This is a genomic window from Amycolatopsis sp. NBC_01480 (assembly GCF_036227205.1).
GTDB lineage: Bacteria > Actinomycetota > Actinomycetes > Mycobacteriales > Pseudonocardiaceae > Amycolatopsis.
Genome location: NZ_CP109442.1, coordinates 6,024,205 through 6,049,422, shown reverse-complemented (window position 1 = coordinate 6,049,422; position 25,218 = coordinate 6,024,205). Strand labels below are relative to the sequence as shown.

At 71.5% G+C, this 25,218-nt stretch carries 22 protein-coding genes; 6 read left to right on the top strand and 16 right to left on the bottom strand.

Annotation, left to right across the window (positions count from 1 at the left end):
- Positions 1-7 precede the first annotated feature (7 nt).
- Positions 8-1,516 (bottom strand): glutamate synthase subunit beta, encoded by a 1,509-nt coding sequence (locus OG371_RS28965; protein WP_329058438.1) that lies wholly within the window; start codon positions 1,514-1,516, stop codon positions 8-10.
- The gene (gene gltB, locus OG371_RS28960) at positions 1,509-6,059 is read right to left on the bottom strand and encodes a glutamate synthase large subunit (protein WP_329058437.1); all 4,551 of its coding nucleotides are present in this window, start codon (positions 6,057-6,059) and stop codon (positions 1,509-1,511) included. Before gltB ends, OG371_RS28965 begins: the two co-directional genes overlap by 8 nt.
- A 382-nt stretch (positions 6,060-6,441) precedes the next feature.
- On the opposite strand from gltB, the gene OG371_RS28955 reads away from it, so the two are divergent.
- The 4 genes from OG371_RS28955 (at position 6,442) to OG371_RS28940 (ending at position 9,663) form a co-directional block, all read left to right on the top strand.
- Positions 6,442-7,227 (top strand): SDR family oxidoreductase, encoded by a 786-nt coding sequence (locus OG371_RS28955; protein WP_329058435.1) that lies wholly within the window; start codon positions 6,442-6,444, stop codon positions 7,225-7,227.
- A 109-nt stretch (positions 7,228-7,336) separates the two neighbouring features.
- Complete coding sequence (locus tag OG371_RS28950; protein ID WP_329058434.1) at positions 7,337-7,681, top strand: type VII secretion target; 345 nt, start codon at positions 7,337-7,339, stop codon at positions 7,679-7,681.
- 13 nt (positions 7,682-7,694) lie between these two features.
- On the top strand, positions 7,695-8,744 hold the full coding sequence (locus OG371_RS28945) for a hypothetical protein (protein WP_329058433.1): 1,050 nt from the start codon (positions 7,695-7,697) through the stop codon (positions 8,742-8,744).
- A 28-nt stretch (positions 8,745-8,772) separates the two neighbouring features.
- Complete coding sequence (locus tag OG371_RS28940) at positions 8,773-9,663, top strand: hypothetical protein (protein WP_329058432.1); 891 nt, start codon at positions 8,773-8,775, stop codon at positions 9,661-9,663.
- A 67-nt stretch (positions 9,664-9,730) separates the two neighbouring features.
- Here OG371_RS28940 and lgt read toward each other — a convergent pair whose 3' ends face one another.
- The 4 genes from lgt to OG371_RS28920 form a co-directional block, all read right to left on the bottom strand.
- Positions 9,731-10,801, bottom strand: coding sequence for a prolipoprotein diacylglyceryl transferase (gene lgt / locus OG371_RS28935; RefSeq protein WP_329058431.1), 1,071 nt, complete (start codon positions 10,799-10,801; stop codon positions 9,731-9,733).
- Positions 10,802-10,898: 97 nt separating this feature from the next.
- Positions 10,899-12,074 carry a M20 metallopeptidase family protein gene (locus OG371_RS28930; RefSeq protein ID WP_329058430.1) on the bottom strand — a complete coding sequence of 392 codons (1,176 nt, stop codon included), beginning with the start codon at positions 12,072-12,074 and terminating at the stop codon, positions 10,899-10,901.
- Complete coding sequence (locus OG371_RS28925) at positions 12,071-13,210, bottom strand: amidohydrolase family protein (protein ID WP_329058428.1); 1,140 nt, start codon at positions 13,208-13,210, stop codon at positions 12,071-12,073. Before OG371_RS28925 ends, OG371_RS28930 begins: the two co-directional genes overlap by 4 nt.
- A gap of 132 nt (positions 13,211-13,342) precedes the next feature.
- Entirely contained in the window at positions 13,343-14,782 is a 1,440-nt protein-coding gene (locus tag OG371_RS28920; RefSeq protein WP_329058427.1) for an APC family permease, read from the bottom strand.
- 67 nt (positions 14,783-14,849) lie between these two features.
- Between OG371_RS28920 and OG371_RS28915 the strand changes: the two genes are divergently transcribed.
- Entirely contained in the window at positions 14,850-16,214 is a 1,365-nt protein-coding gene (locus OG371_RS28915; protein WP_329058426.1) for a glutamine synthetase family protein, read from the top strand.
- Between the two features lie 53 nt (positions 16,215-16,267).
- Here OG371_RS28915 and OG371_RS28910 read toward each other — a convergent pair whose 3' ends face one another.
- From OG371_RS28910 to OG371_RS28880, 7 genes are all read right to left on the bottom strand, one after another.
- Positions 16,268-16,927 (bottom strand): peptidoglycan recognition protein family protein, encoded by a 660-nt coding sequence (locus tag OG371_RS28910; RefSeq protein WP_329073290.1) that lies wholly within the window; start codon positions 16,925-16,927, stop codon positions 16,268-16,270.
- Positions 16,928-17,157: 230 nt separating this feature from the next.
- Entirely contained in the window at positions 17,158-17,724 is a 567-nt protein-coding gene (locus tag OG371_RS28905; RefSeq protein ID WP_329058424.1) for a Uma2 family endonuclease, read from the bottom strand.
- A 152-nt stretch (positions 17,725-17,876) separates the two neighbouring features.
- Positions 17,877-18,668 carry a tryptophan synthase subunit alpha gene (gene trpA / locus OG371_RS28900; protein WP_329058422.1) on the bottom strand — a complete coding sequence of 264 codons (792 nt, stop codon included), beginning with the start codon at positions 18,666-18,668 and terminating at the stop codon, positions 17,877-17,879.
- Entirely contained in the window at positions 18,665-19,912 is a 1,248-nt protein-coding gene (gene trpB, locus OG371_RS28895; protein ID WP_442875999.1) for a tryptophan synthase subunit beta, read from the bottom strand. The genes trpA and trpB overlap by 4 nt, the downstream gene beginning before the upstream one ends.
- The gene (trpC, locus tag OG371_RS28890) at positions 19,909-20,718 is read right to left on the bottom strand and encodes an indole-3-glycerol phosphate synthase TrpC (RefSeq protein WP_329058421.1); all 810 of its coding nucleotides are present in this window, start codon (positions 20,716-20,718) and stop codon (positions 19,909-19,911) included. Before trpC ends, trpB begins: the two co-directional genes overlap by 4 nt.
- A gap of 162 nt (positions 20,719-20,880) precedes the next feature.
- Entirely contained in the window at positions 20,881-21,393 is a 513-nt protein-coding gene (locus OG371_RS28885; protein ID WP_329073288.1) for a Trp biosynthesis-associated membrane protein, read from the bottom strand.
- A gap of 55 nt (positions 21,394-21,448) precedes the next feature.
- Positions 21,449-23,011, bottom strand: coding sequence for an anthranilate synthase component I (locus OG371_RS28880; protein ID WP_329058420.1), 1,563 nt, complete (start codon positions 23,009-23,011; stop codon positions 21,449-21,451).
- A gap of 95 nt (positions 23,012-23,106) precedes the next feature.
- Here OG371_RS28880 and OG371_RS28875 point away from each other — a divergent pair, with 95 nt between their 5' ends.
- Positions 23,107-23,712 (top strand): TetR/AcrR family transcriptional regulator, encoded by a 606-nt coding sequence (locus tag OG371_RS28875; protein ID WP_329058419.1) that lies wholly within the window; start codon positions 23,107-23,109, stop codon positions 23,710-23,712.
- A gap of 3 nt (positions 23,713-23,715) precedes the next feature.
- Here the strand turns inward: OG371_RS28875 and OG371_RS28870 are convergent, their stop codons facing one another.
- The 3 genes from OG371_RS28870 to hisF are packed head-to-tail and all read right to left on the bottom strand — an operon-like array spanning position 23,716 to position 25,210.
- Entirely contained in the window at positions 23,716-24,078 is a 363-nt protein-coding gene (locus OG371_RS28870; RefSeq protein WP_329058418.1) for a DUF1304 domain-containing protein, read from the bottom strand.
- A complete protein-coding gene (gene hisI, locus OG371_RS28865) occupies positions 24,075-24,440 on the bottom strand; it encodes a phosphoribosyl-AMP cyclohydrolase (RefSeq protein WP_329058417.1) in 366 nt (121 codons plus the stop codon). The genes OG371_RS28870 and hisI overlap by 4 nt, the downstream gene beginning before the upstream one ends.
- Positions 24,437-25,210: an imidazole glycerol phosphate synthase subunit HisF gene (gene hisF / locus OG371_RS28860; RefSeq protein ID WP_329058416.1), complete on the bottom strand. Its 774-nt coding sequence runs from the start codon at positions 25,208-25,210 to the stop codon at positions 24,437-24,439. The genes hisI and hisF overlap by 4 nt, the downstream gene beginning before the upstream one ends.
- Between the last annotated feature and the right edge of the window lie 8 nt (positions 25,211-25,218).

The following is a 25,218-nucleotide window of genomic DNA, read 5'->3' as shown; positions in this document are numbered from 1 at the left end:
CGGCGGCTCAGACGACCGCCAGCGGCAGCGCCGTCGGGTGGACCGGGGCGGGCAGGTCCGAGGCGCCGGTGAGGAAGGCGTCCACGGCATTCGCGACCGAGCGGCCCTCCGCGATGGCCCACACGACCAGCGAGGCGCCGCGGTGGGCGTCGCCGCAGACGAAGACGCCCGGGGACGAGGTCTGCCAGTCGGCGCCGCAGGACAGGGTGCCGCGGCGGGTGAGCGAGAGGCCCAAGCCCTCCAGCAGCGCCATCTCCTCGACGCCCTCGAAGCCGATCGCCAGCAGCACCAGGTCGGCCGGCAGCACCTCGACCTCGTCGCTGGTCGGCACGACCTCACGACGGCCCGTCTCCGGGTCCTTCACGACGCGGACCTGCTGCAGCTCCACGGCCTTCACGTGGCCTTCGCCGTCGTCGACGAAGCGCTTCACCGCGACGGCGAACTTGCGCTCCCCCGCCTCCTCGTGCGCCGGGTAGGTGCGCAGGATGTACGGCCAGGTCGGCCACGGCGAGCGCTCGTCGTCGCGAGTGGACGGCGGGATCGGGTACTGGTCCAGCTGCGTCACCGAAAGCGCGCCCTGCCGGGTCGCGGTGCCGTAGGAGTCCGCGCCGGTGTCGCCGCCGCCGATGATGACCACGTGCTTGCCGCTCGCGTCGACCGACGGCGGGCCGTCGCCCTCGACGAACTTGTTGGCCGGCACCAGGTGCTCCATCGCCAGGTGGATCCCGGCGAGGCCGCGGCCCTCGGTGGTGGTGTCGTCGCGGCCGCGCAGCGCGCCCACGGCGAGCACCACGGCGTCGTACCGGGCCCGCAGGTCCTCCACCGTGAGGTCGACCCCGACCTCGCAGCCGGTGACGAACCGGGTGCCCTCCTTGCGCAGCTGCGCCAGGCGCCGGTCGAGGACCTTCTTCTCCATCTTGAACTCGGGGATGCCGTACCGCAGCAGCCCGCCGAGCCGGTCGTCGCGCTCGAACACGGTGACCTCGTGGCCGGCGCGCGTGAGCTGCTGCGCGGCGGCCAGCCCGGCCGGGCCGGAGCCGACCACGGCCACCCGCTGGCCCGAGGAGACCTCGGCGGCGTGCGGCTGCACGTAGCCCGCTTCCCAGGACTGGTCGGCGATCGCCTGCTCGACGCGCTTGATCGCCACCGCCCCGCCGGAAGCCGCCGAGATCGACAGCACGCAGCCCGCCTCGCACGGGGCGGGGCACAGCTTCCCGGTGAACTCGGGGAAGTTGTTGGTGGCGTGCAGCCGGTCACTCGCCGCGGCCCAGTCGCCGCGGCGGACCAGGTCGTTCCACTCCGGGATCAGGTTGCCGAGCGGACAGCCCGAGCCGCCGGAATGGCAGAACGGGATGCCGCAGTCCATGCAGCGCGAGGCCTGCGTGCGCACGGCTTCGTTGCGCTCGCCGGGCTCGACGTCCGCATAGACCTCGCCCCAGGAGGCGAGACGGTCCTCTTTGGACTTCTTCTTCGGCTCTTCGCGCCGGTACTTCATAAAACCGTTCGGATCAGCCACGAGCGGACTCCATGATCGCTTCGTCGACATCGCGGCCGGCCGCGCGAGCCGCCTTCGCCGCGTCGAGCACCCGCTGGTAGTCGCGCGGCATCACCTTGGTGAACGCCGCGGAGCGCCGCGTCCAGTCGCCGAGCAGCGACGCGGCGACGGCCGAGCGGGTGAGGTCGTGGTGCTTGCGCACCGTCTGCTTGAGCCAGGCCAGGTCGTCCGCGTCCGGCGCCAGCAGGTCCACCATGTCCCGGTTGACCTTGGCGAGGTCGAGGTCGAGCACGTACGCGGTGCCGCCGGACATGCCGGCCGCCAGGTTGCGCCCGGTCGGCCCGAGCACCACGGCCCGGCCGCCGGTCATGTACTCGAAGGCGTGGTCGCCCACGCCCTCGGCGACCACGGTGGCGCCGGAGTTGCGGACGCAGAACCGCTCGCCCACCTGGCCGCGCAGGAACATCTCGCCGGACGTGGCGCCGTACGCGAGGGTGTTGCCCGCGATGGTCTGGCGCTCGGCGGCGAACGACGCGGCGGGGTCGGGGCGCACCACGATCCGGCCGCCCGAGAGGCCCTTGCCGACGTAGTCGTTCGCGTCGCCCACCATGTCGAGCGTGATTCCGCTGGGCAGGAACGCGCCCAGCGACTGCCCGGCCGAACCGGTGAGCATCACGTGGATCGTGTCCTCGGGCAGGCCCTCCCCGCCGTAGCGGCGGGTGATCTCCGAGCCGAGCAGCGTGCCGACGGTGCGGTTGACGTTGCGCACCGGCAGTTCGAGCCGCACCGGGTGCGCGTCCTCCAGCGCCGCCTCGGCGAGCTGGATGAGGGTGCGGTCCAGGGCGTGCTCCAGGCCGTGGTCCTGGCCGCGGACCCGCCGCTTCGCGCCGCCGCCGCCTTTGAATGATGCTGCGTCCGGCATGTCGAAGATCGGCTTCAGGTCGAGGCCGGAGGTCTTCCAGTGCGCCACGGCCTCGTCGGTGTCCAGCAGCTCGGCGTGCCCGATGGCCTCGTCGAGGGTGCGGAAACCCAGCTGTGCCAGCGTTTCCCGGACCTCCTGGGCGACGAACTCGAAGAACTTGACCACGTGCTCGACCTGGCCGGTGTAGCGCTCGCGCAGCTCCGGGTTCTGCGTCGCGACGCCAACCGGGCAGGTGTCGAGGTGGCAGACGCGCATCATGATGCAGCCCGCGACGACGAGGGGGGCAGTCGCGAAACCGTACTCCTCGGCGCCGAGGAGCGCCGCGATCACCACGTCTCGGCCGGTCTTCATGGCGCCGTCCACCTGCACGGTGATCCGGTCGCGCAAACCGTTGAGCAGCAACGTCTGCTGGGTCTCGGCGAGCCCGATCTCCCACGGCGTGCCCGCGTGCTTGAGCGAGTTCATCGGCGACGCGCCGGTGCCGCCGTCGTGGCCCGAGATGAGCACCACGTCGGCGTGCGCCTTGGACACCCCGGCCGCGACCGTGCCGACGCCGAGCGAGGACACCAGCTTCACGTGGACGCGGGCGTGCTCGTTGGCGTTCTTCAGGTCGTGGATCAGCTGCGCCAGGTCTTCGATGGAGTAGATGTCGTGGTGCGGTGGCGGCGAGATCAGCCCGACGCCCGGCGTCGAGTGCCGCGTGCGCGCGATCCACGGGTACACCTTGTTCGGCGGCAGCTGGCCGCCCTCGCCGGGCTTCGCGCCCTGCGCCATCTTGATCTGGATGTCGTCGGCGTTGACCAGGTACTCGCTGGTGACGCCGAACCGGCCGCTGGCGACCTGCTTGATCGCGCTGCGCCGCTGGGGGTCGTAGAGCCGTTCCGGGTCCTCGCCGCCCTCGCCGGTGTTGGACCGGCCGCCGATCCGGTTCATCGCGATGGCCAGCGTTTCGTGTGCCTCGGCCGAAATCGAGCCGTACGACATGGCGCCGGTGTTGAAGCGCTTGAAGATCGCCTCGGCGGGCTCGACCTCGTCCAGCGGCACCGGCTCGCGCGCGCCCTCGTGGAACTTGAACAGCCCGCGCAGCGTGCCGCCCTCGCGGTAGAGCCGGTGCACCTCGTCGGTGTACTTGCGGTACACGTCCTCGCGGCCGGTCTTTCCCGCGTGCTGCAACAGGAACACCGTCTCCGGCGTGAACAGGTGCAGCTCGCCCTCGCGGCGGTAGGCGTACTCGCCGCCGGTGTCGAGTCCACGGTGGACCCGCTCGGTCGGGTTGTCCGGGTAGGCCCGGCGGTGGCGCACCGCGACCTCCTCGGCCAGCACCGCCAGCCCCACGCCGCCGAGCTTCGACGACGTGCCGGTGAAGTACTCGTCGAGCAGGTCCTGGCTCAGCCCGAGCGATTCGAAGACCTGCGCCGCGGTGTACGCGCCGACGGTCGAGATGCCCATCTTGGACATGATCTTCAGGACGCCCTTCACCAGCGCCTGCACGTAGTTCCGGATCGCCTTCGCGGCCTCGATCCCGGTGATCCCGCCGGAGGCGATCATGTCCTCGATCGTCTCGAAGGCGAGGTACGGGTTCACCGCGGCGGCGCCGTAACCCAGCAGCAGCGCGATGTGGTGCACCTCGCGCGCGTCACCGCTCTCCACCACCAGCGCCACGCGCAGCCGCTCCTTGGTGCGCACCAGGTGGTGGTGCACCGAGGAGACCAGCAGCAGCGAGGGGATCGGCGCCATCCGGTGGTCGGAGTCGCGGTCGGACAGCACCAGCGTGCGCGCCCCGGCCGCGATCGCCTCGGACGCCTCGCGCCGCACCCGCTCGATCGCCGACGCCAGCGCGTCGGCGCCGCCGCTCACCTCGTACAGTCCGGAAAGGACACTGCACGCGAAGCCCGGCAGGTCGCCGTCGTCGTTGATGTGGATGAGCTTGGCCAGCTCGTCGTTGTCGATCACCGGGTACGGCAGGTTGAGGTGCCGGCAGGACGCGGGGCCGGGCGCGAGCAGGTTGCGCTCCGGGCCCATGATCCGCGCCATCGAGGTGACCAGCTCCTCGCGGATGGCGTCCAGCGGCGGGTTGGTCACCTGCGCGAAGTTCTGCTTGAAGTAGTCGTAGAGCAGCCGGGACCGCTGGGACAGCACGGCGACCGGGGTGTCCGAGCCCATCGAGCCGATCGGCTCGGCGCCCTTGGCGGCCATCGGCGCGAGCAGGATCTTCAGCTCTTCCTCGGTGTAGCCGAAGGAAAGCTGGCGGCGCAGCACCGAATCGTGGCTCTGCACGATGTGGTCGCGGTCGGGCAGGTCGGCCAGCTTGAGCAGGCCGGCGTGCAGCCAGCCCTCGTACGGCAGCTTCGCCGCGAGCGCCGACTTGACCTCCTCGTCGTCCACGATCCGGCCGGCCACGGTGTCCACCAGGAACATCCGGCCGGGCTTGAGCCGGCCCTTGGCGACCACGTCCTCCGGGGCCACGTCGAGCACCCCGGCCTCGCTGGCGAGCACCACGCGGTCGTCCGCCGTGCGCCACCACCGGGCCGGGCGCAGGCCGTTGCGGTCCAGCACCGCGCCGACCAGGCGGCCGTCGGTGAAGGTGACGCAGGCCGGGCCGTCCCACGGCTCCATCAGGCTGGCGTGGAACTGGTAGAACGCGCGCCGCGCCGGGTCCATGGTGGCGTGGTTTTCCCACGCCTCCGGGATCATCATCAGCACCGCGTGCGGCAGCGACCGGCCGCCCAGGTGCAGCAGCTCCAGCACCTCGTCGAACGAGGCGGAGTCCGAGGCGTCCGGCGAGCAGATCGGGAACAGCCGGGTCAGGTCGCCGGGGATCAGGTCCGCTTCCAGCAGCGCCTCGCGGGCGCGCATGCGGTTGCGGTTGCCGCGGATGGTGTTGATCTCGCCGTTGTGCGCCACGAACCGGAACGGGTGCGCGAGCGGCCACGACGGGAAGGTGTTGGTGGAGAAGCGCGAGTGCACCAGCGCGATCGCGCTCGCCAGGCGCGGGTCGGCCAGGTCGGTGAAGAACTTCGGCAGCTGCTCCGGCGTCAACATGCCTTTGTAGACGATCGTGCGCGCGGACAGCGACGGGAAGTACGTGCCGCAGCCCGCGGTCTCGCTGTCGTGCTCCGCGCGCTTGCGCAGGCAGAACGCGAGCCGGTCCAGCTCCAGTCCGGTTTCCTCGTGCTGCGAGGCGACGAACAGCATGGCGAAGTGCGGCATCACCGAGCGCGCGCTGGGCCCGATGTCCGCGCGGTCGGCGTCCACCGGCACCTCGCGCCAGCCGAGGACTTCGAGGCCCTCCTCGCCGGCGATGCGCTCCGTCAGCTCGACGGCCTTGCGACGCTGCTCGGCGTCGGCGGGCAGGAACGCGATGCCGGCGGCGTACGCGCCGAACTCGGGCAGGGGCAAGCCGGACTCGGCGCGCAGCAGCTCGTCGGGGAGCTGCAGGAGGATGCCGGCACCGTCACCGCTGGTCGGCTCGGCCCCCGCGGCGCCGCGGTGGTCGAGGTTGGTCAGCGCGGTCAGGCCGTCGGTGACGATGCCGTGGGAGCGTCGCCCCTGGATGTCGGCCACCATGGCCACACCGCAGGAGTCCTGCTCGGTCTCCGGGTCGTAGAGACCCTGTTTGCCGGGAATGGCGGAGAAGATCATGGAAAAGGGACCTCCTTCGTCGTCTTCGTGCGGTGGCCGGCGAACCGGCCGTGGGGAGCGCACGGGACGACGATGGCCCGCTTGTTAGCGCGACTTTAACACCTGGGAAACACGGCGGCAGTGCCTCGGAGCGGCCCAAACGATCCCGAACCGTAACGATCTGGCTGCGTGGAACGACGTAGTTCCTGATGAGACCCAGGTAGTTCGCCCTGCTAACTACCCGATCCGGGTGAGTGCCGTCAAGTCTAACCGGCCGTTCCGGTTTCGGGCGGGTCAGGAAAATTACAGTGCCGCCGAGTGGACGCAGCGTGTCCGCGCCACTGCGCGGAGTCGGCGAAGTGACCGCTGCCACCAGTGCGTGAAACGTGTTAACGTCCGCCGCATGATCCTCGACCGGTTCCGGCTCACAGATCAGGTAGCGGTGGTCACCGGCGCGGGCCGCGGGCTCGGCGCGGCCACCGCGGTGGCACTGGCCGAAGCGGGCGCGGACGTGGTCATCGCCTCGCGCACCGAATCCCAGCTGCACGAGGTGGCCGAGCGGGTCGCCGCCGCCGGGCGCCGGGCGCACGTGGTGGCCGCCGATCTGAGCGACCCGGCCGCCGCGGCCGCCCTCGCGGAAGCGGCGACGAGCACGTTCGGCCGGCTCGACATCGTGGTCAACAACGTCGGCGGCACCTACCCCCGGCCGCTGCTCGAGACCACCACGGATTTCCTCGAGGAAGCCTTTCGCTTCAACGTCTCCACCGCGCACGCGCTGACCGCGGCGGCCACCCCGGCGCTGCTGGAGCACGGCGGCGCGGTGGTCAACATCTCGTCGATCATGGGCCGCGTGCAGGGCCGCGGCTTCCTCGCCTACGGCACGGCCAAGGCGGCGCTCTCGCAGTACACGCGGATGGCGGCGGTGGACCTCGCGCCGCGGGTGCGGGTGAACGCGATCTCGGTCGGCTCGGTGGCCACCTCCGCGCTGGAGCTGGTGGTGGGCAACGAAGAGATCCGGGCCAAGATGGAGCAGGCCACTCCCTTGCGCCGGATCGGCGAGCCCGAGGACATCGCCGCGGCCGTGGTCTACCTGGTCTCCCCGGCCGGCGGTTACGTCACCGGCAAAGTGCTCGAAGTGGACGGTGGGCTGCAGGCGCCGAACCTGGACCTGGGCCTGCCCGACCTCTGATCGCCCGGGGCTTTCGTCGCCAGTCCGGCTGAATTTCCGGAAAGCCCCACGCTGGGTGATCACCTCCTGCCATAGTGTTCGTCGACCGACGATCACGGGGAGGGAATCGGTGGCCGACTTCGACGTGGCACCGGACGTCATGCGTGAGTACGCGGACGTGCTGGACGGACTGCACGCGCAGATCGACAAGATCAACGACTACATGCGCACGACCGCGTGCGACACCTCGGGCTTCACCGGCCTGTTCATGCTGCTGCGCCCGGTCGTCGACCTGGTGCGCGACCTCTACGGCGACACGCTCCAGTTCGGGCACAGCCGGCTCACCTCGATGAGCCAGGGCATCCAGTCCGCCGCGACCGCCTACGAGCAGCACGACACCAAGTCCGCGGAGATCCTCAAGCAGCTGGGCCTCTCGCTCGACAACCTGGGCCCGTCCGGCCAGGGCCAGAGCTGAGGAAGGGGAAGACATGGCGAAGCACGGCGGCGGGCACGGGTCCGACAAACCCAAGCACACCAAGGAAAAGCCGGAGAAGGAAGAGAAGAAAAAGAAGGACGACGACTCCGGGGACGACAAGAAGGAGCCCGAGAAGCCCGGTCATGGCGAGTCCACCTCGAGCGGCTTCGACAACGGCAGCGCGATCACCGAGCAGCTGCAGCCGCCGGAGGACACGTCCGGCGACGACATCCAGGACCTGGTCAAGGACGCCGGCGTCGAGGTGCTGGCGGTCGAGTGGATCTTCCAGCAGATCACCGGGAAGTCGCTCACGCAGGAGTTCATCGAGCCGATCACCGGCGACTTCTCGAAGATGTCCGCCGACGCCGAGGCATGGCGCAACATCGCGGAGGCGATGAAGGCGTTCTCCGGGGTGATGACCGGGAACGAGAAGATCCTCGGCGACAGCTGGACCGGTCCCGCGTCGCTCGCGCACAAGGCATACGTCGACCTCGGCTGGCGGGCCGGGCTCGCCGCGGAGGCGGGCATCGCGGAGCTGATCGCCAAGGGCTTCGAACTGCTTTCGGACACCTCGAAGAAGCTCGCGGCGAAGGCGCTGGACCTGCTCAAGAGCCTGATCGACCGGTTGCTCGTGATGGCGGCCGAGGCCTGTGTGCCGATCGCCGGCTGGGTCGCCGACGCGATCACGGGCCTGTCCGAGATCCTGCCGCTGATCGACGCGCTGATCTCGATCGTCGACATGATCAAGGACATCATCCAGAAGGTCGGCGACCTGTGGAACTCGATCAAGGACATCGGGTCCCAGCTGTCGAAGATCAAGGACATCGGCAGCCTCGGCGACGCGATCGACATCGGCAAGGGCATCGCGGGCGATGTCGGGGACATCAAGGACAACGCCAAGGGGATCAAGGAAGACGTCGGCCAGATGAAGGAAGACGCCAAGGAAGGCGTCGAGAAAACCCGCGAGAACCACGAAGACAACAAGGACCACTGGGACAACCGCCGCAACCGCACCCCGGCGCATTCGGGCAGCGGCCGGATCAGCGGCCGCATCGACGACTGAGACAGCGAAGATCAGGAGGGACGCCGTCATGTCACGGCCCACGCCCGCGCAGGACGCCTGGAAGACACCGGAGATCCGCGAGGCCGAGTCCGCGCTGGACCGCACCACGCGCAAATCGCAGGACTTGCTGAAGGATCTGGAAAAGATCCGGTTGAAGCCGGTCCAGCGGCCGGACACCCCGGAGCGGATCGAAGCGCTGAAGACCGCCGCCTCGAAGCCGGACGCCCCGGCCGAACTGCGGCTGGTGAAGCGGAAAGTCGACGCCGGCGAATTCAAGTGGGAGGACGTCGCGTCCGGACGGGCGTTCGCCGACCCCGAGGTGCGGGCGCTGGCGACCCCGAAGCTGGCTGAGAGCAAGGACATCTACGAGGAGCTGGAAGAAGGCCTGACCCCGGAAGAAGTCCTCGAAGCCCGCGCCGGCTCACGCAACGAGATCGCCGACTCCGGGCGCCCGGCATACCCGGCCGGGCCGGTGGCGCCCGTGGGCTTCTCGAACGAGGACCCGCTCGCGAGCAGCACCAACTCGTACCAGGCCCCGGCCTCGGACGAGCCCACGGCTTCGCCCGATTCCCCGCCGGAATCCGGGCAGGGCCGGCACGCCGCGCCCCAGCATCACCCGACGACTCAGCCGAAACCGGCGTCGCAGGACGACGAGTTCACCAATCCGCTCGGCGACCGCGGGCATTCGGCGCCTTCGGCCCCGCCCGAGCCCGACCAGAGCCGGCACGCCGCCCCGCCGCAAGCACCCCGGTTCGTCGCGCCGGAGGAGGACGAGTTCGCCGACCCGCTGGGCGACCGCGATGCCGAACCGCGGCGGCAGGACCCGCCTGCCCCGCCCTCGCCGCCCGCACGTCGCTCCCGCCGCGACGACCGCGGCGGCGATGACGACGACTACTTCGGCAACTCGCTGCTCAGCTGAACCCGTCAAACCCGAAAGCCCCGTCCCTGGCCAGGGACGGGGCTTTCGGCTGAGAAACGGGCTGGGGTCAGGATTTCTCGGGCTTGTCGGCCTCCGGAGCCGCCGATTCAGCCGACGCCGCCGAGGTGGTCGACGCGGCCGAGGATCCGGCGTCGACCGTGACCTCGTCGCGGGTCTCGTCCGCCGCCTCTTCCGCGGCCGGCTCACCGGCCTGCTCGTCCGACGGCTCCGCGGTCTCCGCGTCACGCTCGTCCCCGCGGCTGCGCAACGTCTCCGGCAGCTCGCGCGGCCCGCGGCTCTTGGCCACCACCATCACGATCACCGCGCCGAGGAACACCAGGATCGAGGTCCACACGTTCACCCGTAGGCCGAGGATGTGGTTGGCCGTGTCCGTGCGCAGCAGCTCGATCCAGCAGCGGCCCACGGTGTAGCCGGCGACGTACAGCGCGAACGCGCGCCCGTGCCCGAGCTTGAACCGGCGGTCGGCCCACACCACCAGCCCGGCGATCAGCAGGTTCCAGATCAGCTCGTACAGGAAGGTCGGCTGCACCGGGCTGTCCGGCAGCGGGATGTGCCCGGTGGCGATGCCGTTGAGGGTGTCGTCCGGGTTGGCCGGGTTGAAGCGCTGGTAGATCTCCAGGCCCCACGGCAGGTCGGTGTGCGCGCCGTAGAGCTCCTGGTTGAAGTAGTTGCCGATGCGGCCGATGGCCTGCGCCGTGACGATGCCGGGGGCGATCGCGTCGGCCAGCGCCGGCAGCGGGATGCCCTTGCGGCGACAGGCGATCAGCGCGCCCACCGCGCCGAGGGCGATGGCGCCCCAGATGCCGAGGCCGCCGTCCCAGATGGCGAAGGCGTTCCACGGGTTGCGGCCCGCGGTGAAGTACAGCTCGGGGTCGGTGATCACGTGGTACAGCCGGCCGCCGACCAGGCCGAACGGCACGGCGAACACCGCGATGTCGATCACGGTCCCCTTGGTGCCGCCCCGCGCCACCCAGCGCCGCTCACCCCACCAGATCGCCACGATGATGCCGGCGATGATGCAGAGTGCGTAGGCGCGGATCGGGATGAATCCCAGGTGCCAGACCCCGCGGTCGGGGCTCGGGATCGTGGCCAGGAAGGCTGCCGAGGCGGAATACACGCGGCCACCGTAGCGCGTCGGCCGTCCGCCGTGGTCGGGGAGCCACCGAAGCCCTGGTGACGGCTGGATGACCCGTGGGTGATCAGGCCGCCTTTCCTCAGGCGTAGCCGCCCGGCTCCAGCGCGGCCAGGTAGCCGGCCATCAGCGCGCCCGCGACCTGGGCGACGGCGCCGTCCTCGGGCAGGAAGACCTCGTCGTGCAGGCTGGGCGCGCCCGCGGTGTCGCCGAGGCCGACGAAGAGCATCAGCCCGCGGCTCTCCGCGCCGCAGTAGTGCGCGAAGTCGTCGGCGCCGAAGGAGCGGAAGTCCACGTCGACGTCGGCGCCGCCGCGGACCAGCCAGTCCTGTGCCGCCACGGCCAGCGCCGGGTCGTTGACCAGCACCGGCTCGCACGGGCTGATCCGCAGTTCGGCGGTGCAGCCGTGAGCCTGCGCGGTGGCGTGCACGATCTCGGCCAGCACCTCCAGCGCGCGGTCGCGGTCCACCGAGCGCATGAGCCGCAGCGAGCCGAGCGCGGTGGCGGTGTTGGGCACCACGTTCGACGCCGTGCCCGCCTGGATCCGGCCGATCGAGCAGACGGCGCCGTGCACCGGGTCGATCCGGCGGCTGGCCAGTTGCTGCAGGCTGACCACGAGCTGGGCCAGCGCCAGCACCGGGTCGCGCAGCAGGTGCGGGTAGCCGGCGTGGCCGCCCTGGCCGTGCAGCACGACCTCGAACTCGTCGGTCGAGGCGTTCACCGGCCCGGGCACGGCCGAAACCACGCCGTACGCGAGCCGCGGCTGCACGTGGGCACCGATCACGGTGTTGATGCCGTGTTCCTCCAGGACCCCGGACTCGACGATGTCCAGCGCCCCGGACGGCGCGGTCTCCTCCCGCGGCTGCAGCAGGGCGACGAGCGGGCGCGGCAGGTCCAGCCCCCGCGCGGCGCGGACGACGGCGACCAGCGCGGCGAGGTGCACGTCGTGCCCGCACGCGTGCATCAGGCCGGATCCGGACGCCCAGGCCACGCCGGTGCGCTCGATCACCGGCAGCGCGTCCATCTCCGCGCGCAGCGCCACCGGGGGCCCGGAGTGCTCGCCGGGAACCCGGATCAGCCGGCCGGTTTTGGCGACGCGCTCGCCTTCCCCGAGTCCGAGCGCCGCGGCGACCACGCGGGCGGTGTCGTCCTCGTCGCCGGACCCGCGCGGGTCGGCGTGCAGCCGGTGCCGAAGCTCGACGGCCGCGGGCAGCTCTTCGGCCAATGCCGCACGCCAGCTCGTGAACAGGTCGGTCATCTCGGCTCCAAGCGGTAGATTCGGGCAGCGTTCTCGTGCCCGGCCAGCCGCGCCAGCCGGACAGCGTCCACTTCGGACAGTGCGTCGGCGACCAGGGCGCCGCGCAGGAAGTCGGAAAGGCCTTGCCGGAACAGCGCCGTGCCCAGGTGGTACAGCTCGGCCAGGCCGAACGCGTCGGTGGAGAACAGCAGCTTGCCGAACGGCACCAGCTCCAGCACCTCGGCCAGCACCGCGGGCGCGCGGAAGCCGGCGTTGTGCGTGATCAGCCCGGCGTCGACGAACACGTGCTCGAAGACCTGCGCGAGGTACGCGGCGTTGCGGTGGAACGGGTAGTTGTGCAGCAGCAGGATCGGCACGCCGCAACCGCGGGTGGCGCGCAGCAGGCCGGTCAGCAGCAGCGGGTCGCAGCGGTGCAGGTCGACGTCGGAGTCGCCGTAGCCCACGTGGAACTGCACGGGCAGGCCGAGGTCGAGGCCGGTGAAGACGAGGTGGCGGTGCAGTACCTCGTCGGCCAGCCGGACGGGCGCGCCACCGGCCGCCCGCGCCAGCCACCGCCCGGCCGCGCCGGCGACCTCGGTGTCGGTAGGCCGTTCGCCGGACAGCTCGAGCCCCACGCGATACGCGGCGATCGACTTGAGCCCGACCGCCGTTGCCGCCCGTTTGCCCAGCTCTTCCCCGAAGTCCGCGGCGAACCCGGCCGCCGTGGTCCCGCCGCGCACCACGTCCTCGGCGACCTGCTCCAGCCGGACCACGTCGTGCGCGCGGGCGCCCGCCAGCGCGGCGAACTCCCCGGTCGAGGTCAGGGACTCGGGTTGGAAACCGCCGTCCAGCAAGAAGTCCGTGGTCCCGGTGCCCCGCAGGAACCGCCGGTTGACCTCCTCGGCCCCCAACTCGGCCCGACGAGCGAGGTAGTCAACGGCCGGCGCGTGCTTCGGCAAATCCAGCACCGGCGCACAACGCTCGCGTACGGCAAGGCCCACCAGCGAGTCGAACAGCGAGGTGCCCAGCGGCGAGACGGTGTCCGCCTCGGTGAGCATCCGCTCGAAGCCGTCGTGGTCCACTTCCTGGGTGACCACGCCGTGGCAATGGTGATCGATCAACGGCAACTCGGCGACGAACGGCAGCAGCTCGTTCATGGCCCTCCTTCGGCGTTTCCCCCACCCTACGGGCGAAACCGGGCGCGGTGAGCACGGTTTCTCGTGCGCCGCGATCAGAGCTGGACGCCCGGCCATGGCGCTGATGCCGCCCGGGTTCCGCGGAACCGGCGGTCACGGACTCTCTTCGGCGATCGCCAGCTTCTCCCCCACCCGACGGGCGAGCCCCGGCGCGGCGAGCACCAAAATCACCGCCAGCACGAGCACCGCCCCGGCGACCACCGGGAACCACTGGGCCGGGCCCTCCGTGGGATACGGCACCACGTTCACGTACACCGTGTAGCCCAGCACGGCGAGCGCGCCGAGCGGGAAGACCAGGTGCCACCACGGCACGCGCATCCGGCGCCGCACGAACAGCAGCAGGATCGCGCCGAGGGTGGTGAGCAGATAAATCACCAGCAAGATCAACGTGCCGATCGAACCGCTCCACGCGAACGTGTCCGCGGCCGTGGCGCCGAAGAACACCGCGCACACCACGATGATCAGCGCGGCCGCGAGTGCCACGGCCGTCACCGCGGCGACCGGAGTGCCCTTCGCGGACGTACGGCCGATGCCGCGGCCGTCGAAGGCGTCGCGGCCCAGGGCGAAGAGCAGGCGCGAGCCGCCGACGACGCAGGCCAGGCAGCAGCCGAAGGCGCTGACCGCCGCGCCCACGCTGATCACGTCGCCGACCCACGAGCCGACGAAACGGCCGCCGAGGTCGCCCAGCAGGGAAGGCGAGTCGTGGAAGGCTTTTGCGTCGGAGCGGAACGCCATCATCTCGACGGCGGTGACGATGACGAAGTAGGCGCCGCCGAAGATGGCCGTGCCGAGGATGGCGCGCGGGATGTTCCGGCGCGGGTCGCGGGTCTCCTCTCCCAGCGTCGCGGCCGCCTCGAAGCCGGCGAACGACAGGAATCCGAACACCGCGCCCAGGAAGACGCCGGACAGCCCGGCGTCCGGGGTGAAGGTGAAGACCTCCAGCGTGAACCGGCCGCCGCCCGGCGCGTTCCCGGCGATCAGCCGGACCAGGATGATCACGGTGACCAGCAGGATCAGCGCGATCGTCGCGCCTTCCACCGCCAGCAGGGTGCTGGTGCCGCGGCGCGCCGGCGCCACGGCGAGCAGCCAGCTGCCGACGAGCGCGACCGCGGTCAGCACGAACGGCCCCCACCACGGCGGGTCCGGCCAGATTCCCACCTGCGTCAGGAAAGCCGTGCCGAGTGTGCCGGCCGCGGAGCTGGTGACCACGGCGTAGAAGGTGTACGTGCCGAGCAGCCCGATGCCCGAGACCACGCCGGCGCGCGGGCCGAGCGTCGCGCCGACGAAGGCGTACACCGAGCCGGCGTGCTGGTAGTACTGGCAGAGCCGGACGAAGCCGTACGCCACCAGCAGCACCCCGGCGGCGGACAGCAGGAACGCGAGCGGCACGGCGCGACCGGCCGCCGCCGCGGTCTGCTGCGGGTTGATGTTGGCGGCCATGCTCGGGGCCATCAGCGCCACCGAAAGGCCGACGGCCTGCCACACGGACAAGGTGCGGCGCAGCGCTGGACGGGTTTCGGCGGGGTCTGACACGATGCGCTCCTAAAAAGCCAGCGTGGACGGTTCGTCCGCGGTACACAGTGAACCTCGCGGGAGAACGATGAGCCAGCTCGATCGGGCGGGACTTTCACGGCGCGGCACCGAAGCCGCCGCCTCGCTGGGCCGCGCGGGGGTCGAGCTGGTCGCGCTGACCTTCGTCGACAATTCCGGGATCTCGCGGGTCAAGGCGGTGCCGGTGGGCCGGCTCGCGTCCGCCGCCGCGTGGGGCGTCGGCGCGTCCAACTCGTTCGACTTCTTCCTCTGCACGGACACGATCACCGACGGCGCCTACTCGCGCGGCCCGGTCGGCGACCTCCGGCTGCACCCGGACCTCGACGCGCTGACGGTGCTCGCGTCGCCGTCCGGCTGGGCGTGGGCGCCGGCGCTGAAGTACGACCAGGAGGGCGCGCCGCACCCGCAGGACGCGCGGGCAATGGCCGCCTCGGCCGTCGCGCGTCTGGCCGAACGGGGTTACTCCGCGCGGATGGCGTTCGAGACCGAGTGGGTCGTCACCGGTCCCGGCGGCGATCCCTTGCCCGGCCCGGCGTACGGCTACTCACGGCTGACCGGCAACGCCGGCTACCTGCGCGCGCTGGTGTCCGCTTTGGACAGTCAGCACGTCGAGGTGGAGCAGGTCCACCCGGAGTACGCGGCGGGCCAGTTCGAGCTGTCGGTGGCGGCCGCGGACCCGGTGCGCGCGGCGGACCTCGCGGTGCTGACCCGCGAAACGATCCGCACGGTGTCCGCCGACCACGGGCTGCGGGCGTCGTTCACGCCGAAGTTCGCGCCCGGCGGGGTCGGCAACGGCGGGCACGTGCACCTGAGTATCTGGGACGGCTCGCGGAACCTGTGCTCCGGCGGCGACGGCCGGTTCGGGCTGACTGCCGAGGCCTCGTCGTTCGGGGCGGGGATCCTGGCGCGGCTGCCCGCGCTGCTGGCCGTCGGCGCGCCCTCGGTGCTCAGCTACCTGCGGCTGGAGCCGCACCACTGGGCGGGCGCCTTCACCGCGTGGGGACTGGAAAACCGCGAGACGCCGCTGCGCCTGATCCGCGGCGCGCCCGGCGAGCGCGACACGGCGGCGAACCTGGAGGTGAAGTGCTTCGACCTGACGGCGAACCCGTACCTCGTCGTCGCGAGCCTGCTCTTCGCCGGGCTGGCCGGCCTCGATTCCGGCGCCGGTCTGCCCGAGCCGGTCGACGTCGATCCGGGCACGCTGGCCCCGGAGGAAGCCGCGGCCGCGGGCGTCACCCGGCTGCCGCGGTCACTGGCCGAAGCGGTGGCCGCGTTCGAAGCCGACGACGTGCTGAAATCCGCCTTCGGCCCAGAACTCGCCACGACGCTGATGGACGTGCGCCGCGGCGAGATCGCGGAGCTGGGGGCGCTGGACGCGGAATCGCTGTGCTCAGTGATGCGCTGGCTGCACTGAGAGACTCGTGAGTGTTCATGCCGGTTCTAACCGTCATGAACACTCACGAGCCTTCAGCGGTTGGCCAGCTGCGCGGCGACGTCGGATCGGAGTTCGGGCAGCCGGGCGTACAGCTTGTCGCCGGGGCAATCGGTGTTGTAGTAGTCGCGGTGGCCCTTGATCTCCTCGACCGGGATGCCGTACTGCGTGCAGATGTAGGCGCAGAACACCACCAGCGACGACCACTGCGCCTCGGGCGGCTCGACGGTCATGTAGGTGCCCTCGTTCTCGATGCCGATGGCGTTGTCGTTCTGGCCCGGGCAGTGCGCGGCGCGGACGATCTTGTCGCCGCTGCGCAACGCGTCGAGGCTGCCGTGCCGGCCTTCCATGCGGTAGCCGCCGCGCGAGACGGTGAAGTGCTGGCCGGTGTCGGACCAGCCGTTGTTGTCGATGTGGTCGGCCTGATCGTCGCGCGCGACCTGGAACGCGTGCGCGAGCGAGTAGTCCGTGCTGTTGGGGCAGTCGATGTGGTGGATCAGGATCCGGTTGGCCGGGTGGTCGAGCGTGGTGAGCGGGTCCGCGGGCGGGCGCGCGCCCCATTCGGCGCAGCTGTAGATCCGCGGTTCGCCGGCCGCGCGCGCCAGGCCGGGCAGCAGCAGACCCGCCGCCGCGGCGGCCGTCATCCCGGCCGCCCCGCGCAGAAACGCCCGCCGGGGCAAGTGTCCGATGTCGATAGCCATACCCGCGACTGTGCGCGTCCGGCGTACACGATTCGTACAAACGCCAGCGGCGGACCGGGGACAAACGCTTGCGCCCCAACGTTCAGCCGCGGTCTCCGCCGGGGGCGAACGCTGCCCTAGCAGCAAGATCAGCTGCGATCTCCGCGGCGGGGAAACGCCGCTCCAGCAGCAAGATCAGCCGACATCTCCGCTGAGGGCAGGCGCTTCAGCGCGAACCGCCACCCTCAGCCGCGAAGATCCACCCGCGCCGCGAACGGCTCCGCCAGCTCCAGCACGCCACCCTCGCTCTTCCCGACCGGCACGTACTCCCCGCCGTCCAGCCCGAACACGGTGGCGGCCACCGGCGCCTGGGCCGGGTCGACGAGCAGGTAGTACGGGATCAGCGCCTCGGCATACAGCGCCTTCTTCAGGATCCGATCCTGCACCCGCGTCGACGGCGACTCGATCTCCGCGACCAGCAGCAAGTCGGTCGCCGAGTACCAGGTGGTGTCGACCGCTGGGCAGGTCAGCACGACGAAATCCGGGATCAGCAACCGTTTCTCGCCGAACCGGACGTTGACGCCCGGCAGCAGCTCGGTGCCCTCCGGGAGCCGCGGCGCCAATGCCAGCTGGAGCTTTTGCAACAGCCGCTGATGAGCCGATGCCGGGGCCGGGCTCACGTTGAGTACCCCGTCGACCAGCTCGACCCGGTTGCCGGAGGTGTGCTCTTCGGGCAGCGCAAGCACCTGGTCGACGGTCCAGCCATCCGGCCGGCTCGCCACTCGGAACTCGGGTTCAGCAGGAGCCACCATCTCGGTTCACCACCGTCCGCGCTCGACGTCGCTCTGAACTCCCAGTCTGCCATGCCCGCTCGTTTCCCCCTCGGTTGATCATCACACCGAGAGTGTACGAACGACCACCGACAGTTTCCGTCGAGCAAACGAGCCGGCGAACCAGACCCCGATCAGGCCGGGGTAACAGCCCGCCGAACGCCTTCCGCCAGCTCTCCCGCCAGCGAGCGAACCCCGTCGGGACCCGAAGCGGCGGCAGTGACCAGCGCGGAGCCCACGATCACCGCGTCGGCGAAAGCACCCACCTGAGCCGCCTGGTCGCCGGAGCGGACGCCGAGGCCGACGCCGATCGGGAGGGACGTGTGGGCGCGCGTGCGGCGGACCAGGTCCTCCGCGTGGACGCCCACCGCGTCGCGGGCGCCCGTGACGCCCATGACCGCCGTGGCGTAGACGAAGCCCGAAGACGCGGAGACCGTCTTCGCGATGCGCTCCTCCGACGAGGACGGCGCGACCAGGAAGATCCGGTCCAGCCCGTGCGCCTGTGAGGCGGCCATCCACTCGCCGGCCTCGTCCGGGATCAGGTCCGGGGTGATCATGCCCAGGCCGCCGGCCGCGGCCAGGTCGCGGGCGAACGCGTCCACGCCGTAGCGGTGCACCGGGTTCCAGTAGGTCATCACCACGGCCTTGCCGCCGCGCGAAGAGACCGACTCGACCACGTCGAACAGCTGCTTGAGCCGGAAGCCGCCGGCCAGCGCCGACTCGGCGGCGGCCTGGATGACCGGGCCGTCCATCACCGGGTCGGAGTACGGGACGCCGACCTCGACCAGGTCCGCGCCGCCGTCCACGGTCGCGGCCAGCAGGTCCTTCGAGCCCTCGACGGTGGGGAATCCGGCGGGCAGGTAGCCGACCAGCGCGGCCCGGCCCTCCGCCCGCGTGGCCGCGAACACCTCGTCGAGGCCGCTCACTTGCCCTCCTCCGAGGCCTCCGAGGTCTCCGAGCTGTCCACCAGGCCGAACCACTTCGCCGCGGTGTCCATGTCCTTGTCGCCCCGGCCGGAGAGGTTGACCACGATCAGCCCGTCCGGCCCCAGCTCGCGGCCCAGCACCAGCGCGCCCGCGAGCGCGTGCGCCGACTCGATCGCCGGGATGATGCCCTCGGTGCGTGAGAGCAGCCGGAACGCGTCCATCGCCTCGGCGTCGGTGACCGGCCGGTACTCGGCGCGGCCGGAGTCCTTGAGCCAGGCGTGCTCGGGCCCGACGCCCGGGTAGTCCAGCCCGGCCGAGATCGAGTGCGATTCGACGGTCTGGCCATCCTCGTCCTGCAGCAGGTACGACATCGCGCCGTGCAGGTTGCCCGGGCTGCCCTTGGTCAGGGTGGCGCCGTGGCGATTGCCGTCGATGCCCTCGCCGCCGGGCTCGAGCCCGACCAGCCGCACCCCGGGGTCGTCGTAGAAGCCGGAGAAGATGCCGATGGCGTTCGAGCCGCCGCCGACGCACGCCGCGACGACGTCGGGCAGCCGCCCGGCCTGCGCCAGGATCTGCTCGCGCGCCTCCTGGCCGATCACCTGGTGGAAGTTGCGCACCATCATCGGGAACGGGTACGGCCCGGCGGCGGTGCCGAACAGGTAGTGCGTGGTGTCGGCGTTGGTCACCCAGTCGCGCAGCGCCTCGTTGATCGCGTCCTTGAGCGTGCGCGAACCGGTCTTGACCGGCACGACCTCGGCGCCGAGCAGCTTCATCCGCGCCACGTTCAGCGCCTGCCGCTCGGTGTCGACCTCGCCCATGTAGACGATGCAGTCCAGGTCCAGCAGCGCGCACGCGGTGGCCGTGGCGACGCCGTGCTGGCCGGCGCCGGTCTCCGCGATGACTCGCTTCTTGCCCATGCGCTGGGTGAGCAGCGCCTGGCCCAGCACGTTGTTGATCTTGTGCGAGCCGGTGTGGTTCAGGTCCTCGCGCTTGAGGAACACCCGCGCCCCGCCCGCGTGCTCGCCGAAGCGCTTGGCCTCGGTCAGCAGCGACGGGCGGCCCGCGTAGTCCTTGAGCAGCCGGTTCAGCTCGGCGACGAACTCCGGGTCGCGGCGCGCCTTCTCGTACTCGGCCGCGACCTCGTCCACGACGCCGATCAGCGCCTCCGGCATGAACCGGCCGCCGTACGGGCCGTAGTAGCCGCGCTCGTCCGGGTCGTGCTTGCCGTGCTGCCCGTCAGTCACCGCGAGGGCCTCGGGCAGGCCGGGTGCGAACCGGCGGTGACCAGCTTCACGACGGCGCCCTTCGGGTCGCCCGAGGCCACCAGGCCCTCGCCCACCAGCACGGCGTCGGCGCCGTGGCCGGCGTACGACATCAGGTCGCCCGGGCCGCGGACGCCGGACTCGGCGACCTTGAACACCTCGAACGGCAGCCCCGGGGCGAGGCGGGAGAAGACGTCCCGGTCCACTTCCAGCGTGTGCAGGTTGCGCGCGTTGACACCGATCACCTTGGCGCCGACCTCCAGCGCGCGGTCGGCCTCTTCGGCGTTGTGGATCTCCACCAGCGCGGTCATGCCGAGCGACTCGACGCGGTCGAGCAGCGCGGCCAGCGCGTTCTGCTCCAGCGCCGCGACGATCAGCAGCACCATGTCCGCGCCGTGCAGCCGGGCCTCGTGCACCTGGTACGGGCTGACCACGAAGTCCTTGCGCAGCACCGGGATGTCCACGGCGGCGCGCACGGCGTCGAGGTCGGCCAGCGATCCGCCGAAACGGCGCTGCTCGGTGAGCACGCTGATCACGCGCGCACCGGCGTCCTCGTAGTCCTTGGCCAGTGCCGCGGGGTCGGGGATCTCGGCCAGCTCGCCCTTCGACGGGCTGCGCCGCTTCACCTCGGCGATCACGCCGATGCCGGACTCGCGCAGCGCGGCCATCACGTCACGGGGCTGCGGGGCCTTGGCCGCGCGGGCCTTCAGCTCGTCGAACGGCAGCGCCGCCTCGCGCACGGCGAGGTCTTCCCGCACACCGGCGACGATGTCCTCGAGCACGCTCACCGGGTGCCCCCACCCGGTGCCGGGGCCGTCGAGCCCACCGATTCCTTCGCTAGGTCGCTCACAAAAACCTTCCCCTTCCCGCCGAAACGATGCTAACCCCCGCTCGAAGAGCGGCCCGTCCCGGGTGGCGCCGCGGTGGTGATTCCCTTCCCCGCCGGGCGATCAGCGGCCCGCGGTGGGGTCCTCGCCCTCGGAAAGCGCGTCCCACAGCTCGATGTCCGGATCGCGCCCGGCCTTCTTCGCGCCCGGCGCCGCGTACCGGGAGCCGAGCCGCCGTGCGGTCCCCGCGCCCTTGATCGCTGCCAACCCGCCGAACGCCACGAGAATTCCGCCGAGCACCGCGATCCCCCGGCCCGCGAGCATCTCGGTGACGGGCAGTCCGGCGGCGTACCCGCCGAACCGCACCCCGGCCACCCCGCTCCAGACCCCCGCGACGCCCGCCAGCACCAGCACCACGCCGAGCACGCGCCGGGCCCAGCCGCCGGTGGCGATCACGCCCGCGACGCCGGCCAGCGCCAGCAGCGCGAGCGGCACCAGCGCCGTGGCCCGCTGCTCGCCGCTTTCGGTGTACAGCACGGTGCCGCGGACGCCCTCGTCACGGAATTCGGCGAACCAGGCCAGCCGCGAAGCGCCCCACAGCGCCAGCGCGCCGAGCAGCAGCGCCACGATGATCATCCACAGTGGACGACGCGAGGGCCGTTCATCCGGCCGGCCAACGGGTTCTTCCGGCTCAGACACCGGCGGAGTCCTCGGCCGGGTCCAGCCGGTCCGCCGGCACCATGGTCTGCGCCGCGGCCACGGCCGAGAGCACCGTGCGCGCCTTGTTCAGCGACTCGGTGTCCTCGTAGTCGGCCACCGAGTCGGCCACCACACCGCCGCCCGCCTGCACGTACGCGACGCCGTCGCGCATCAGGGCGGTGCGGATGGCGATGGCCGTGTCGGCGTCGCCGGCGAAGTCCAGATAGCCGACCACGCCGCCGTACAGGGCGCGGCGCACCGGCTCCAGCTCCTCGATCAGCTGCATGGCGCGCACTTTCGGCGCCCCAGACAGCGTCCCGGCCGGGAAGCAGGCAGTGACCGCGTCGAACGCCGTCTGGCCCTCGGCCAGTTCGCCGGTCACGGTGGACACGATGTGCATCACGTGGCTGTAGCGCTCGATCTGGAAGAAGTCGACCACGCGCACGGTGCCCGGGCGGCAGACCTTGCCCAGGTCGTTGCGCCCGAGGTCGACGAGCATCAGGTGCTCGGCGCGCTCCTTGTCGTCGGCCAGCAGGTCCTTGGCCAGCTGCGCGTCCTCCTCCGGGTCGGCGCCGCGCCAGCGCGTGCCCGCGATCGGGTGCGTGGTCGCCCGCCCGTCCCGCACCGTGACCAGCGACTCCGGGCTGGACCCGACGATGTCGAAGCCCTCCAGGCGCAGCAGGTACATGTACGGGCTCGGGTTGGACGTGCGCAGCACGCGGTAGACGTCGAGCGCGTCGGCGCCCGTTTCGATCTCGAACCGTTGCGAGGGCACCACCTGGAACGCTTCGCCGGCCTTGATCGCCTCCACCGCCTTGTCGACCGCGGCGTGGAAGTCCTCCTTGGCGCGGCGGCGGGTGAACGCCGGCGCGGGCCGGTCGAACGTCGCTACGGTCGGCGGGGCGGGCACGCGCAGCTGCTCGGTCATGGCCGAAAGCCGCTCCAGCGCGCTGTCGTACGCCGCGTCCACGCGCTCGGGCGAGTCGTCCCAGTTGACCGCGTTCGCGATCAGCGTGACGGTGCCCTCGTGGTGGTCGAACGCCGCCAGGTCGGTGGCCAGCAGCATGGTCAGCTCGGGGATGTCGAGGTCGCGCTCGGCCAACTCGGGCAGCTTCTCCAGCCAGCGCACGGCGTCGTAGCCGATGTAGCCGACCATGCCGCCGGTCAGCGGCGGCAGCCCGGGCAGCGGCTCGGTGTGCAGCGCTTCGACGGTGGCGCGCAGGACCTGCAGCGGGTCGCCCTCGACCGGCAGCCCGACCGGCGGCGTGCCGGTCCAGACCGCCTTGCCCTCGCGCACGGTCAGCGCGGCCGGGCTGTCGACGCCCACGAACGACCAGCGCGACCAGGAGGCGCCGTTCTCCGCCGACTCGAACAGGAACGTGCCGGGCCGGTCCGCGGCGAGCTTGCGGTAGACGCCGAGCGGGGTCTCGCCGTCGGCGAGCACCTTGCGCACCACGGGGATCACGCGGCGGCTCTCGGCCAGGCTGCGGAACTCCGCTCGAGTGGGACTGACCGGGCCCGGCCCGGCCGGGTTGCCTGCTGCTGAGCTGACCATGGGCTCATTGTGCCGCTCGGACCGGAACGCGCCGTGGGCGGGCCCTGAATTCAGTGGCCGTTGAATTTACCGCGGCGAAGGGTCAAGATGGACCCGTGAGCACTGAGGACACTACCTCCCGCCGCCGGGGCCGGCGGCCGGCCGGGCAGGACACCCGCACCGCGCTGCTCGACGCCGCGCGCGCAGTGTTCGCCGAGAACGGCTACGAACGCGCGACCGTCCGCACGATCGCCGCGCGCGCCGGCGTGGACGCGGCCATGGTCAACCACTGGTTCGGCGGCAAGGAGGGCCTGTTCGCCCAGGCCGTGCTCCAGCTGCCGTTCAGCCCGATGGAACTGGTCGAGGCCCTGCGCGACGGCCCGGACGAGCAGTTCGGCGAGCGCATCGTCCGCACCTTCGTCACCCGCTGGGACGGCGCCGGCGGAACTGTCTTCCGGGCCCTCATCCGCAGCGTCGCCGACCGTGAGGAAGCCGCCGCCGTGCTGCACGACTTCTTCGGCAAGTTCTTCGCCGAGCTGATCGGCGGTCTCGGCTCCGACCGGGTCCAGCTGCGGGTCACGCTGTGCGCCTCGCAGGTGGTGGGCCTGGGCATGGTCCGCTACATCGTCCAGTTCGAGCCGATGGCTTCGGCCGACGTGGAGACGCTGGTCGCGGCCGTCGCGCCGAACCTGCAGCGCTACCTGACCGGCGAGATCGACTGAGCGTCAGCGGGCCAGCAGCAGGAAGACCAGCGCCAGCACGGCCGGCAGCACCTGCACCAGCAGGATCCGCTTCGACGCCGTCGCCGCGCCGTAGAGGCCGGCCACGATCACGCAGGCGAGGCCGTAGAGCTTGAGCTGGAAGCCGGTCGGGTCGGTGGCGATCAGGCCCCACACCAGCGCGGCGGCCAGGAAACCGTTGTACAGCCCCTGATTCGCGGCCAGCGCCTTGCTCTCCTGCGCGAACGCCTCGGTGGTGCCGAACGCCGCGCGGGCCCGCGGGCTGGTCCAGAGGAACATCTCCAGGATCACGATGTACACGTGAATCAGGGCGACGAGGCCCACCAGGATGTTCGCGACGACGGTCACGGGGCGTTCTCACTCTCTTCGGCGAGGAGCAGGCGCTCTTCGGTGTCGAAACAGCTGTGGCTGCCGGTGTGGCAGGCCGGTCCGGTCTGGTCCACGCGCAGCAGCACTGTGTCACCGTCGCAGTCGATCCGCACCTCGCGGACGTGCTGCACGTGCCCCGAGGTCTCGCCCTTGACCCACAGTTCCTGGCGGCTGCGCGAGTAGTACGTGCCGCGCCGCGTGGTGAGCGTGGCCTCGAGCGCCTCGTCGTTCATCCAGGCCATCATCAGCACGTCCGAAGTGGAGTGCTCGACGACGACGGCGGCGATCAGCCCGTCCGCGTTTCGCTTGAGCCGCGCGGAAACGGCCGGGTCCAGGCTCATCGGACGACCACCCCGCCGGTGCGCAGCGCGGCCTTGACCTCGCCGATCTTCAACTGTCCGAAGTGGAACACGCTGGCGGCCAGCACCGCGTCGGCGCCCGCCTGCACCGCGGGCAGGAAGTGCTCGACGGCGCCCGCGCCGCCGCTGGCGATCACCGGCACCCGCACGGCCGCGCGCACCATCTCGATCAGGCCGAGGTCGAAGCCGGACTTGGTGCCGTCCGCGTCCATCGAGTTGAGCAGGATCTCGCCGACGCCCAGCTCTTCGCCGCGCGCGGCCCACTCCACCGCGTCGATGCCGGTGCCCCGGCGCCCGCCGTGGGTGGTCACCTCGAAGCCGGACGGCGTCGGCTCGCCGCCCTCGGGCACGCGCCGCGCGTCGACCGAAAGCACGATGCACTGGGCCCCGAACCGGCGCGAGGCCTCGCGCAGCATCTCCGGGCGCGCGATCGCGGCCGTGTTGATGCTCACCTTGTCCGCGCCGGTGCGCAGCAGCCGGTTCACGTCGTCGTTGGACCGCACGCCGCCGCCGACGGTGAGCGGGATGAACACCTGCTCGGCCGTGCGGCGGACCACGTCGAAGGTGGTCTCGCGGTTGCCGGAGGACGCGGTGACGTCGAGGAACGTCAGCTCGTCGGCCCCTTCGGCGTCGTAGAGCCGGGCCAGCTCGACCGGATCGCCGGCGTCGCGCAGGTCGGCGAAGTTGACGCCCTTCACCACCCGGCCCGCGTCGACGTCGAGACACGGGATCACCCTGACCGCGACAGACATGCCATTCA

What these genes read in the sequence shown, in the direction of transcription:
- OG371_RS28925 (WP_329058428.1), bottom strand. Translation starts at nt 13,210, where the DNA reads ATGAACGAGCTGCTGCCGTTCGTCGCCGAGTTGCCGTTGATCGATCAC.
- OG371_RS28955 (WP_329058435.1), top strand. Translation starts at nt 6,442, where the DNA reads ATGATCCTCGACCGGTTCCGGCTCACAGATCAGGTAGCGGTGGTCACC.
- OG371_RS28945 (WP_329058433.1), top strand. Translation starts at nt 7,695, where the DNA reads ATGGCGAAGCACGGCGGCGGGCACGGGTCCGACAAACCCAAGCACACC.
- OG371_RS28905 (WP_329058424.1), bottom strand. Translation starts at nt 17,724, where the DNA reads ATGGTGGCTCCTGCTGAACCCGAGTTCCGAGTGGCGAGCCGGCCGGAT.
- OG371_RS28915 (WP_329058426.1), top strand. Translation starts at nt 14,850, where the DNA reads ATGAGCCAGCTCGATCGGGCGGGACTTTCACGGCGCGGCACCGAAGCC.
- OG371_RS28930 (WP_329058430.1), bottom strand. Translation starts at nt 12,074, where the DNA reads ATGACCGACCTGTTCACGAGCTGGCGTGCGGCATTGGCCGAAGAGCTG.
- hisF (WP_329058416.1), bottom strand. Translation starts at nt 25,210, where the DNA reads ATGTCTGTCGCGGTCAGGGTGATCCCGTGTCTCGACGTCGACGCGGGC.
- gltB (WP_329058437.1), bottom strand. Translation starts at nt 6,059, where the DNA reads ATGATCTTCTCCGCCATTCCCGGCAAACAGGGTCTCTACGACCCGGAG.
- OG371_RS28885 (WP_329073288.1), bottom strand. Translation starts at nt 21,393, where the DNA reads ATGATCATCGTGGCGCTGCTGCTCGGCGCGCTGGCGCTGTGGGGCGCT.
- hisI (WP_329058417.1), bottom strand. Translation starts at nt 24,440, where the DNA reads ATGAGCCTGGACCCGGCCGTTTCCGCGCGGCTCAAGCGAAACGCGGAC.
- OG371_RS28880 (WP_329058420.1), bottom strand. Translation starts at nt 23,011, where the DNA reads ATGGTCAGCTCAGCAGCAGGCAACCCGGCCGGGCCGGGCCCGGTCAGT.
- OG371_RS28940 (WP_329058432.1), top strand. Translation starts at nt 8,773, where the DNA reads ATGTCACGGCCCACGCCCGCGCAGGACGCCTGGAAGACACCGGAGATC.